The following is an 11,915-nucleotide window of genomic DNA, read 5'->3' on the forward strand; positions in this document are numbered from 1 at the left end:
GGTGAAAGGAAAGGCCGCTAGTGTCCGGCTCCCTCAGCTCTCTGATCCTGATCGCGGTTGTCTGGCTTCTTCTCCTCGCGCCGTTGTTTCTCCGTAACCAGTCGCCGGTCCGGCGGACGTCGAAGGCGTTGTCCGAGACCCGCGTCCTGCATGAAGGTGGTGCGGAGATCTCGCGCCCCCGGAAGCGACCCCTGCCAGCGGAGTCGTTGTACCACGCGGATGTCGATGACGACATCGAACTGGTTGAGGCTGAGCCGGAGCAGGTGATCATCGACGACACGGGACGGGACGTGCCCGGCATCATCGAGGGTGAGGTTGTCGGCTACCGTCCCCTCGACGAGGAGGATACCGGTGAGTTCGCCCCAGTCGACCCGCTGATGGATGATGCTGAGGCCGTCGAGGACCCCGCCTTCGTCGTCGACGCGGAGGACGGTGGGAGCAGCGAAGACAGCTTGGCCGTCGAAGGCACAGAAGGCGCAGATGGTGCAGATGGCGAAGATGGTGCTGACGAGGATGCCGGACACGACGAACGGTCGGACGGAGCTCCGGTAGCGGCGGTCGGTGAGGCGGATCGGCGGTTCGCCGATGTCCCCGCGGCCTACCTTCGCGGTGGCGACATTGACATCACGGTGGGCACCGATGAGCAGTATGAGGCCGACTCACAGGTCGGTGTCGACGACGATTCCTCTGATGATTTCCTTGATGACGAGTACGGCGACGGAGAACTGACCGCGGAGGAGCTGGATTACGCTGCGGCCCGTCGTGGCCGCGGGTTCTATGATCCGGAGGCCTCCCAGCGACTGGTTGAACGCCGTCAGATGCGTCGAAAGCGGGTGTTGTCGGGGCTGGCGGCGCTGTGCGTGGTGTCGGTCGTCGCCGCCGTCATCCTGGGTGGTGCTGTCTGGTCCGCGGTGGTCGTGATGGTCGCGCTGTCCGGCGTGTACCTCTATTACCTGCGACGCCAGGTGGTCGAGGAAGCACGGCTGCGCCGGCGGAGGATCGCCCGGATGCGGCGCGCCCGTCTCGGTGTGCGTAACACTGACGACCGGGAACTCGGTGTCCCGGACCGCCTGCTGCGACCGGGTGCTGTGGTGCTGGAAAGCGATGACGCGGACCCGGAGTTCGCCGACCTCGCATACGCTGATTACGCCGGGTACTCCGGTTCCGGCGACTACGGCGACTACGGTGACTATGGTGATTACGGCGACTACGGTGACACCCACATCCGGGCGGTGTAGTGCCGCTCACCGCGTCTTCCGGGGGAGATAAGATGGGCTCATCATGAACAATCCTGCCTTCCGCGATGCTGCCCTGCTGATCCTGCGTGTCGCCCTCGGGGTCGTCTTCATCGCCCACGGGTGGGACAAGGTGTTCCATGTCGGGGCGGAGGAGACCGCCCAGCAGTGGGCGTCGATGCACATCCCTCAGCCGACGTTGTCGGTCTGGGTCGTCGCCGTCGTCGAGATGCTCGGCGGCGCACTGCTGGTCCTGGGGTTCCTCACCCCGGCCGCGGCGGGCGTGCTGGCGCTCGACATGGTCGCAGCCTTCTACTTCGTCCATCTGGGCAGCGGACTCTTCGTGGCAGAGGGGGGCAGTGAGCTGGTCATCGTCCTGTTCGCTGCATGCCTTGTTCTAATCGTCTTCGGTGCTGGACGTGCGAGCCTTGACAAAGCACTCTCCCGGTTCGGGTGATCCCGGTGGAGGACGACTCACGCGCCGATATCCATGCGGTGGTCCGCTCCGCCCTGTCGGCTCGGCTGGACGGGGAGAACGCGCCATCGGACGTTGACGATGACATGATCGACACCCACCTCTCGGCCTGCGAGGACTGCCGTGAGTGGTTTGCGGCAGCGAGTGATCTGAACCGGCGGCTGCGGATGTCGGTGGCTCCAGTGGCTCCCTCCGATAGCGCCGCCTCCGGTGGCCCTGCCGGCGATGCCCGCGCGTTAGCTGAGTCGATGCTGCGTGTCGCCGATGAGACCCCGCGCCTGTCGCACCGCCTGCGGAACAGATCGTTGCCGCTGGTGCTCAGCAGGGTGGCACTCGTTGCCGTGGCCGTGTGCTACATCATCTGGTCGCTGTTACTGCTCACCGGGGCTGCCGGTGGTGGTGCGGAGTCGGTGGACGGCGCCGGGCCGGGAGGAATGGTCGGCAACGCCGGTGATCCCGATGTGGCGTCGCTCTCGGTCGATGCGGCGGCTGTCCGGCTGGCGTTGGCGGCCGGGCTGCTGTGGGGGGCGGCGCGTCCCCGCTCAGCGCCCGGACTATTCCCTGTCTTCCTTGCCCTGTGGGGATTCGGCGCAGGGTTCGCAACCCGCGACATCGTCCTGGGCGTGCTAGGTGGGGGCACGGATCTGACGCTCATCGCGGGTCTGCTGCTGCACCTGGCTGCCTGTGCGGCGTTGGTGAGCGTGTGGTTGTCACGGAACCATGCCGTCGCCCCGCTTCGACAGTCACTGCGGGGCCTGTCGGCCCGCCCGGTGAGTTACAGTCCGGAAGATGTGCAGAGTAATTCGTCCTGGCGACCGGGGGACGATCGGTGAGCGTGACCGGTCAGGTCCAGCCCGGCAGCCACATCCGCCACTGCCACTGCGCGTCGGTGATCGGCATTCCCGTGAAGATCGGAAGGAAGAAGAGGAACATCCACACGACCAGGACGAGATAGCAGACCACGAGCAGCATGCCGGTTTTGCCGACGATGAGTCCGCGTGCGTCGGCAGCGACGGAATGCCCGCCGTCCGTCCCGTGTAGTGGTTCCTCGGGGCGTAGCGCCCAACCGGAGACCTGCCCCAGGGCGAGGGCCACGCCGAGGATGAGGAAGGGCGCGAGATTCGTGGCGTAGAACAGGTACATCTGGCGGTCCACGTTCAGCAGCCACGGCAGGAAACCTGCAGCGTAACCGACCAACGGCACAAGCCACCTCATGTCGCGACGGCCGATGATGCGCCACAGGCCCCACAGGAGCACCGGAACGGTCAACCACCAGATCGCCGGGGTGCCGATCAACAGGACGACCTCGCGGTGCCCGGAGTTGTCGCTGGATGAGTGGTAGAGCAGAGCACGGGTGGAGGCCAGCCAGTCCCACGGCTTGGACTCCCACGGGTGGTGGTGGCCGTTGGAGTTGGTCAGTTCCCCGTGGAAGCCCAGGACGGAGACGTGATAGTAGATGAAACTGAGCCAGCTGTCGGGCAGGAAATCGAGGCCCCATGAGGTGATCCGGTCACTGCCTGCAGCAGCTTCATGACGGAAGACGCCGGTCTCAGAGGCGAACCAGGACCGCCAGGACAACAGGTAGACCGCCAGGGGAACGAGGACCAGGGAGGCGAAAGCGGGGACGCAGTCCCGCACGAGCGTTCCGGAGAAGGGGCGGACGACGCCGAAACGGTGACGCCGCCACCAGTCGACGGCGACGACAGCGACCCCGAAGAACGCCATGTAGTACAGGCCGGACCATTTGACCGCGAGCGCACAGCCCAGCGCGATCCCGGCGCCGAAGCGCCACCAGCGGTACCCCACCCGGGGACCGAGCCCGTTGTCGGTGATTCTGTCCTCGGCGGCGACGCGGCGGAACAGTCGTTCCATCCGCCTGTGATCGTGCAGCAGCAGGTAGACCGCGAGCATCACGAAGAAGACCTGGAAGTGGTCCAGCATCGCCGAACGGCCGGTGACGAAGAGGATACCGTCACACAATGCCAGGATTCCGGCGGTGAGTCCGACCCAGTCGGAGTTGGTCAGGCGTCGGGCAATCGCCGCGATGAGCAGGATCACGCCCACCGCAAGGAGCGCGACGACGATCCGCCATCCCCACGGATTGTTCCCGAAGACCGCCATGCCGAGGGCTTCAAGGTGTTTGGCCAGCGGAGGGTGGACGACGAGCCCGTAGGCGGGATTGTCCTCGATGCCTCCGATGAGCAGATCGCCGCCACCCTCCGTGCCACGCAGTACCTGCCATGACTGCGGGACGTAGTGTTTCTCGTCGAAAACCGGGGTGCCGTCATCGGTGGGGTGCCACAGCCAGAGAAGCCGACTGACCAGGCCCAGAACCCCGAGTGCCGCCAGGATCGACCACCATCGGCGTGGCCGTTCCTGCAGCCCGGGTGCAGGACCGGGCGCTGTGCCTGTGGTGGCTGGAGTCTCCGTCACAGTGGCTTATCCTATACGTCTCCGGTGGGACCGCGGAGCGCCGCGGCCCCCGGCAGGTAGAGTCTGGTGACCATGCAGGACTACACCCAGCAGCGTCCCGAACCCGACACGGTCACACGCGCGCTGGAGCGCGCACGGGCTGACCGTCCTCTCCCCGGAGGTGGTGTGATTCTCGCGGCGACCCCATTGGGTAATCCGCTGGATGCCTCGATCCGACTCATCGACGCCCTCGGCAGCGCTGATGTCGTGGCCGCCGAGGACACACGCCGGACGCGCGCCCTGGCAGATGCACTCGGAGTGGAGATCACCGGGAAGATCGTCTCCAATTTCGACCACAACGAGGCCGACCGTGCCGCGGGGCTGGTTGCCCGGGCAGCGGCCGGAGCGCGTGTCCTGGTGGTGACGGACGCAGGGATGCCCGCAGTCTCTGACCCGGGCTTTCCTCTCGTCCAGGCGGCACAGGACGCAGGTGTCCCGGTCACGTGCCTGCCCGGGCCGTCGGCAGTGCCCACGGCCCTGGCGTTGTCCGGGGTCGGGGTCGGCCATTTCGCGTTCGACGGTTTCGCACCGCGGAAGGACGGTGCCCGGCGCCAGTGGCTGGAGTCGGTGCGCGACTCCACCCGGGCCGTGAGCTTCTTCGAGTCGCCGCACCGGTTGGCGGCGACGCTGTCCACCGCGGCTGAGGTCTGCGGGGCCGACCGCGAGGCGGCGGTGTGCCGGGAACTGACCAAGACTTTCGAGGAGGTGGTCCGCGGACCGCTGGGTGAGTTGGCGGTGTGGGCGGCCGATGGTGTGCGCGGCGAGATCACCGTGGTGATCTCCGCCTCGTCAGGACCGGAGGTACGACGTCCCGAAGAGCTTGTCGGCGAGGTCGAGCAGAAGGTGGGGGAGGGGATGCGGCTGAAGGACGCCACACGCGAGGTTTCCACTGTTCACGGTGTCTCCCGTCGGGAGCTGTACGAGGCGGTGCTCACCGCCAGGGAGGGCTGACCTCCCGGGTTTTTGGCGTTCAGCTGGCAGGGGGGCTCGGCTCTGTGTCCGGGGTGTATGGCAGAGTGGTCTGCATGTCCGTTTCAGAAGAGAACCCGCAATCTGACGATATCGGCCCCCCGGGCACCGACACCGACGGTGCCCCGTTCACGGATCCTGGCCTCAATCTGGAGAAGATCTCCCCGGTCGCCACCGAGGACATGCTGCCTCCTCCCGCCGAGGACGAGAACGCGAAGGTCGACAAGGCCGTCGTGTTTTTCGCGGCGCTGATCGTCCTCGCTGTTGTCGCCTGGGGACTGATTTCCCCGGATAACTTCTCGACGTTTGCCGACAACGCCCTGGACTTTGTTGTGACCGACTTCGGTTGGGTCTACATCATCGCAGGCTCTGTGTTCGTGTTCTTCATCCTGTGGGTGGCGTTGAGCAAGTTCGGCAACGTCCGGTTGGGGCAGGACAATGAGCGCCCCGAATTCAACGCGGCAAGTTGGATCGCCATGCTTTTCGCCGCCGGCATGGGCATCGGCCTGATGTTCTACGGTGTCGCTGAGCCGATGAACTTCTACCGCAACGGCGTGCCCGGCGAAGCGTCGGAGAGCAATCCGGTCGCATTTTCCACGACGTTGTTCCACTGGACGCTGCACCCGTGGGCGATCTACGCGATCGTCGGGCTTGCTATTGCGTACGGAACCTTCCGGTTGGGACGTAAACAGCTGCTGAGTTCTGCCTTCATCCCGCTGATCGGTGTACGACGTGCAGAAGGATGGCTGGGCAAGCTGATCGACGTCCTGTCGATCTTCGCCACCGTGTTCGGTACGGCGGCCTCCCTCGGCCTGGGCGCCCTGCAGATCGCATCGGGTCTCAACGCCACCGACCTCGTCCACGACCCGGGCACCGGGTGGCTGCTGCTGATCATCGGTGTGCTGGGAGTCTGCTACCTCATTTCAGCGTTCTCCGGCGTGAGCAAGGGAATTCAGTACCTGTCGAACTTCAACATGGTGCTTGCCGCCATTCTTGCGTTCTTCGTGCTGATTGTCGGTCCGACCGTCGTCATCGCGAACACGGTACCGACGGCGTTCGGCAACTACCTTCAGGAGTTCTTCGGCATGGCCGCCCGCACGGCGGACTCTGCGCCGGGGATGGACGAATGGCTCGCCAGCAACACCCTGTTCTACTGGGCATGGTGGATCTCCTGGTCACCCTTTGTCGGTACCTTCATCGCCCGGATTTCCCGCGGACGTACCGTTCGCGAGTTCATCCTCGTGGTGATGCTGGTTCCCACGGCTGTCTCGGTGGTGTGGTTCGCGATCTTCGGTGGTAGCGCCATTCACCAGGAGTCCGAAGGGTCGGAGATCTACGGCGACGGAACTGCGGAGAACATGCTGTTCAGCCTTCTGCACGATCTGCCGCTGGGTACCATCTCGTCCATGGTGGCGATGGTGCTGCTGGCAACCTTCTTCATTACCTCGGCGGACTCCGCCTCGACGGTGATGGGCACCATGAGCCAGAACGGTAAGCTCGTCGCCGACCGGAAGATCACCGTACTGTGGGGCCTGCTCACTGCGCTGATCGCCGTGGTGCTCCTGCTGTCGGGCGGCGATGACGCTCTCAACAGCCTGCAGACCGTGACCATCATCGCAGCCAGCCCGTTCGTGATTCTCATCCTGTTCCTGTGTCTGGCCATTTACCGTGGGTTGTCGCAGGACCCGATGTTCCTCGACGAGAAGCAGAAGCGTGCCTTCGCGCTTCGTCTCGGTCGCGAGCGACGGCACCAGGAAACTGCGGAAGCCCGTGCGGCCAGGGAACGTCGACGCAGCAAACGTGGGGCCACCGCGGACAAGGCGGAGTCACAGTAACTCGGCACCACCCGCACATAGGCGAACAGCGCGCACCAGTAGAAATATCCCCCTGGTGCGCGCTTCGTCTGTGCCATGGCTTAGTCTGGTCGCATGTCGAAACACGTGCTCACCGCCGTTGCCTGGCCCTACGCAAACGGACCCCGCCACATCGGACATGTCGCCGGATTCGGCGTCCCCTCGGATGTTTTCGCCCGGTTCCAGCGAATGTCCGGTAACAAGGTGCTGATGGTCTCCGGGACCGATGAGCACGGCACCCCGCTGCTCGTCCAGGCGGAGAAGGAGGGGGTCGGTGTCCAGGAACTCGCCGACCGCTACAACCGCGTCATCGTGGAAGACCTTGCCGGTCTCGGTCTGTCCTACGACCTGTTCACCCGCACCACGACGCGGAACCACTACGCGGTCGTGCAGGAGCTCTTCCGTGGGCTCAACGACAACGGTTACATGGTCCGTCAGACGACCACCGGTGCCATCAGCCCGTCGACCGGACGCACCCTGCCGGACCGGTTTATTGAGGGCACCTGCCCGCTGTGTGGTGCCACCGATGCCCGCGGTGACCAGTGCGACAACTGCGGAAATCAGCTCGATCCGGCAGATCTGATCGATCCCCGGTCGAAGATCAACGGAGAGACCCCCGACTTCGTGGAGACCGAGCACTTCATGCTCGATCTCCCGGCGGTGGCGGACGCGCTGGAGAGCTGGTTGACGACCCGCGAGGGGTGGCGGCCCAATGTGCTGAAGTTCTCGCTCAACCTGCTCAAGGACATGCGTCCGCGGGCGATGAGTCGTGACATCGACTGGGGCGTGCCCGTTCCGATCGAGGGATGGCAGGACAACAACGCCAAGAAGCTCTACGTCTGGTTCGACGCCGTCGTCGGCTACCTGTCCGCCTCCATCGAGTGGGCGTGGCGGTCCGGGACGCCGGAGGCGTGGCGTGACTGGTGGTCTGATCCGGAGGCTCTGTCCTATTACTTCATGGGCAAGGACAACATCACCTTCCACTCCCAGATCTGGCCGGGGGAGTTGCTCGGGTATGCCGGTAAAGGTGCCCACGGCGGAGAGGCCGGGGAATTCGGCGACCTGAACCTTCCGACCGAAGTCGTTTCATCCGAGTTCCTGACGATGTCCGGGTCGAAGTTCTCCTCGTCCAAGGGCGTGGTCATCTACGTGCGTGACTTCCTGCAGGAGTTTGGCCCGGACGCGTTGCGGTACTTCATTGCCGTCGCCGGCCCGGAGAACATGGACACCGATTTCACCTGGGACGAATTCGTGCGTCGGATCAACACTGAGCTGGCGAACGGCTGGGGCAACCTGGTCAACCGCACGGTATCGATGGCACACAAGAACTTCGGTGAGATCCCGGCTGCCGGCGAACTCGCGGCCGAAGACACCGAACTGCTCGAGGACGCCGCGGCCGCGTTCGACACCGTCGCAGAGTGTCTGGAGCACTCGCGGTTCAAGGCGGGGATCGCCGAGGCAATGCGTATCGTCGACCGCGGTAACCAGTACATCGCGTCCCAGGAGCCGTGGAAGCTGGCGAAGGACGAATCCCAGCGGGAGCGGCTCGCGACCGTCCTGCACACCGCCCTGCAGGTGGTGTCGGACGCCAATACGTTGCTCACCCCCTACCTGCCGTTCTCCGCGCAACAGGTCTTCGAGACTCTCGGCGGTACCGGCGTCTGGGCGGCGCAGCCGCAGGTCGTCGAGGTCACCGACGAGTCTCCGCGGACGCCGGTGGGCGTGGGGCTGCCGGCCGAGGGACGCAGCTACCCGGTCATCATGGGTGACTACGACGATCAGCAGGCGCACTGGGGCCGGACGACGCTGAGCCCGGGAACACCGCTGGCGAAACCGTCTCCGCTGTTCACGAAGCTGGACCCCGAGCTGGCCGAGACCGGTCCGTCCTGGGCTGCGGTGGAGTAGGCGCCGTGTCAGACGCACGATTCACCGATCAACTGCTCGACGACAACCGGGTTACCTGGGACGCTGCCGTCACCCATGGCTTCGTCCGGGAACTCTTCGCCGGGAGCCTCCCCGATGACGTGATGGTGGCGTACCTCGTTCAGGACTACCGCTTCGTGGACGGATTCATGGCGTTGATCGGTGCTGCGATCGCCAGCACTGACAATTTCACCTCTCGGCACCGGCTGGCGGAGTTCATCGGCGAGATCGCCGGGGACGAGAACACCTACTTCGTCGAAGCGATGGAGGACCTCGGTGCCGGGGAGCTCGACGGGATCCCCGACAAGGAGTCCACCGCGGGGTTCAAGAGGATCTTCGCCGAGGCGGCGGAGACCAGGAACTACGCGGCGATCGTCTCCGTCCTCGTTGTCTGCGAATGGCTGTATCTGGACTGGGCGACACGCCAATCGAACCGTGCCGAGGCACCGGTCGGCCACGGTGGTTACCCGGAACGGTACGTCCACGCGGAGTGGGTGCGGCTCCATGACTACCCGGAGTTCCACGAGCTTGTCGCTTTCCTCCGCGACGAGGTGGACCGGGTGGCGGTGCAGACCCCGGAGAACGAGGCACTGTCCCGTGACTTCTTCCGACGGACTGTGGATCTGGAACTCGCCTTCTTCGAGGAATCGCTGCCGCCGCACCCCTGAGGACGGCCTTTCCCCTGCGGCCAGCTAGCCTGGGCAGCATGTCACGGAAGAAACCACGTCCTACTCCTGTGCCTCCTGAACCGCTGGCGGAGGTGTTCGACGCCCACACCCACCTGGCGTCCTGTGGGGCCGGCGACGCCGCGTCCGTGCGGGCGATCATGGACCGTGCGGCAGCGGCTGGTGTCAGTGGCGTGTGCACAGTCGGGGACGGTATCGGGGAGGCGGAGCTGGCGCTGGAGGCAGCACACGCCGATGAACGTGTCGTTGCGGCCTGCGCCGTACACCCGACGAAGGCGCACGAGCTCACCGATGACGTGAGGACGCGTCTGCGCGGACTCGTCGCTGACGACCGGTGCGTGGCGGTGGGGGAGACAGGTCTCGACACCTACTGGATCACGCACGATCCTGAGGGGACTGCACCTCTGGGTGTCCAGGAGGAGGCGTTGCGCTGGCACATGGACCTGGCTGCGGAGTTCGGCAAGCCGCTGATGATCCACAACCGGGAGGCGGATGAGGATCTCATGCGCGTACTCGCAGACGCCCCGGCGGGGCTCACTGTGATGCTGCACTGTTTCTCCTCACCGTTAGATGTCGCGCTTGAGGCTGTGGACAGGGGGTACTACCTGAGTTTCTGCGGAAACGTCACCTTCAAACGCAATGAGGAGCTGCGGCAGGCGGCCGCCCGTGTGCCGGAGGACCGGATCCTCGTGGAGACGGATGCGCCGTATATGACTCCGGAGCCGTTCCGGGGCGCGCGCAATGAGCCGACGTTCGTCGGCTACACCGCTCGGCTTCTGGCTGAGGTGCGTGGTGTCGACCCCGACGAATTCGGTGTCGCGCTGTCACGGAACGCCCGTCGGCTCTACGGTCTGACGATGTGACGCATGGGGACGCTGTCTCATTCTGTCACTTCCTGTCACCTGCTGTTATCTCCCGTAGTGCGACCGGGTGTGATCATCGCGACAGAAACGGGGGCAGAAAGCCGAATTTCTTGATCGTGACCCAATCGTTACCGTATCGTGATCAACGTTATGTCGGTTGTCCCGAACCGTCGTCCCTGACCGCCAGGAATGACGCCACCGGAGGTAGAAGAGCGCGTGTCCCCCAAGAAGAAGTCCACCCTGCATCGCATCAACAGCACCAGCTCGGTCCCGCTGCGCGCGGCGACCGGCGGCATGCTGGCGGTGCTGGTTGTCGGCGGCACCGTCGTCGCCACCAACCACAAGGACGTCACCTTGGACGTCAACGGCGAGATCATGCAGGCCAGCGCGATGTCGGGCGACATCCGCGGCCTGCTTGAGGACAACGACGTCGAGATCGACGACCGTGCCATGATCACCCCGGGGCTCGACGAGAAGGTGGAGAACGACGGCACCGTCACGGTCCGCTCGGCACGCCAGGTCGCGGTCACCGTCGACGGTCAGCTCAAGGACGTCGACACCACCTCGCTGACCGTGGCCGACCTGCTGTCGGAGCTGGGCTACGAGGGCAACGACGCCTCCCTGTCCGAGGGTGTGGGCACGCAGATCCCGCTCGAGGGCATGGAACTGAACATCACCACCCCGCGGGACTTCACCCTCAACGACGGCAACTCCGGCGAGGAGCCCGCGCGCCTGTCCCTGGCAGCGGCCACCGTGGGTGAGGCGCTGGAACTGCGCGGCACCCCGCTGGGCAAGGACGACGTCGTCACCCCGCCTGCCGACACCCCGCTGACCCCCGGCACCCACATCGAGGTTCACCGTGTCAGCACCGACGAGGTCACTGAGGAACGTCCGTTCGACCCGCCGGTGAAGGTCCAGGAGGACCCCGAGAAGCCTGAGGGCGAGGAGGAGGTCCTCGAGGAGGGCTCCGCCGGTCGGGAGAAAGTCACCTTCAAGATCACGAAGACCAACGGTGAGGAGACCGACCGCGTGGTCGTCGAGCGCACGGAACTTGAGCCGGCGACAGAGCGGGTCGTGGTGCGGGGTACCAAGAAGGGCTCCAGCGCCGCTGCCGTTGCCGGGGGATCGGTGTGGGATGAGCTGGTGCAGTGTGAGGCGACCGGTGACTGGTCGGCCAACACGGGCAACGGTTTCTCCGGTGGTCTCCAGTTCACCCCGTCCACCTGGGCGGCGTACGGCGGAACCGAGTACGCACCCGAGGCGCACATGGCGTCCCGCGAGGAGCAGATCTCCGTGGCGGAGAAGGTCCAGGCAGCACAAGGCTGGGGCGCATGGCCCGCCTGCACCTCGAAGATGGGCCTGCGCTAGAGAACCGGTCGGGGGCCACGGCGCTGTCGATACGCTCCGGTTCGGGGACCCGGGCGGTAGACGACTAGGCT

Annotated in this window: 10 protein-coding genes; 9 read left to right on the plus strand and 1 reads right to left on the minus strand. The window is 65.4% G+C overall.

Annotated features, from left to right (window positions below; all coding sequences use genetic code 11):
* The first annotated feature begins 20 nt into the window (after positions 1-20).
* From sepX to CGLY_RS04955, 3 genes are read left to right on the plus strand one after another with little or no spacing between them, the layout of a single operon-like run.
* Positions 21-1,238: a divisome protein SepX/GlpR gene (sepX, locus tag CGLY_RS04945; RefSeq protein ID WP_038546855.1), complete on the plus strand. Its 1,218-nt coding sequence runs from the start codon at positions 21-23 to the stop codon at positions 1,236-1,238.
* A 43-nt stretch (positions 1,239-1,281) separates the two neighbouring features.
* Entirely contained in the window at positions 1,282-1,692 is a 411-nt protein-coding gene (locus CGLY_RS04950; RefSeq protein ID WP_038546858.1) for a DoxX family protein, read from the plus strand.
* A 5-nt stretch (positions 1,693-1,697) separates the two neighbouring features.
* Positions 1,698-2,543: a zf-HC2 domain-containing protein gene (locus CGLY_RS04955; RefSeq protein WP_227590385.1), complete on the plus strand. Its 846-nt coding sequence runs from the start codon at positions 1,698-1,700 to the stop codon at positions 2,541-2,543.
* Positions 2,544-2,553: 10 nt separating this feature from the next.
* On the opposite strand, the gene CGLY_RS04960 is transcribed toward CGLY_RS04955, so the two are convergent.
* Positions 2,554-4,143: a dolichyl-phosphate-mannose--protein mannosyltransferase gene (locus CGLY_RS04960; RefSeq protein ID WP_052539687.1), complete on the minus strand. Its 1,590-nt coding sequence runs from the start codon at positions 4,141-4,143 to the stop codon at positions 2,554-2,556.
* A 72-nt stretch (positions 4,144-4,215) separates the two neighbouring features.
* Here CGLY_RS04960 and rsmI point away from each other — a divergent pair, with 72 nt between their 5' ends.
* The 6 genes from rsmI to CGLY_RS04990 all read left to right on the plus strand — a co-directional run bounded on the left by rsmI (position 4,216) and on the right by CGLY_RS04990 (position 11,844).
* Positions 4,216-5,133: a 16S rRNA (cytidine(1402)-2'-O)-methyltransferase gene (gene rsmI, locus CGLY_RS04965; RefSeq protein WP_052540688.1), complete on the plus strand. Its 918-nt coding sequence runs from the start codon at positions 4,216-4,218 to the stop codon at positions 5,131-5,133.
* Between the two features lie 200 nt (positions 5,134-5,333).
* Positions 5,334-6,986: a BCCT family transporter gene (locus CGLY_RS04970; RefSeq protein ID WP_038551433.1), complete on the plus strand. Its 1,653-nt coding sequence runs from the start codon at positions 5,334-5,336 to the stop codon at positions 6,984-6,986.
* 93 nt (positions 6,987-7,079) lie between these two features.
* Positions 7,080-8,909: a methionine--tRNA ligase gene (metG, locus tag CGLY_RS04975; RefSeq protein WP_038546861.1), complete on the plus strand. Its 1,830-nt coding sequence runs from the start codon at positions 7,080-7,082 to the stop codon at positions 8,907-8,909.
* 5 nt (positions 8,910-8,914) lie between these two features.
* Positions 8,915-9,595: a TenA family protein gene (locus tag CGLY_RS04980; RefSeq protein ID WP_038546864.1), complete on the plus strand. Its 681-nt coding sequence runs from the start codon at positions 8,915-8,917 to the stop codon at positions 9,593-9,595.
* A gap of 38 nt (positions 9,596-9,633) precedes the next feature.
* A complete protein-coding gene (locus CGLY_RS04985; protein WP_038546867.1) occupies positions 9,634-10,476 on the plus strand; it encodes a TatD family hydrolase in 843 nt (280 codons plus the stop codon).
* Between the two features lie 216 nt (positions 10,477-10,692).
* Positions 10,693-11,844 carry a resuscitation-promoting factor gene (locus tag CGLY_RS04990; RefSeq protein ID WP_038546870.1) on the plus strand — a complete coding sequence of 384 codons (1,152 nt, stop codon included), beginning with the start codon at positions 10,693-10,695 and terminating at the stop codon, positions 11,842-11,844.
* The last annotated feature ends 71 nt before the right edge of the window (positions 11,845-11,915 follow it).

The sequence above is a fragment of the Corynebacterium glyciniphilum AJ 3170 genome, assembly GCF_000626675.1.
Taxonomy (GTDB): domain Bacteria; phylum Actinomycetota; class Actinomycetes; order Mycobacteriales; family Mycobacteriaceae; genus Corynebacterium; species Corynebacterium glyciniphilum.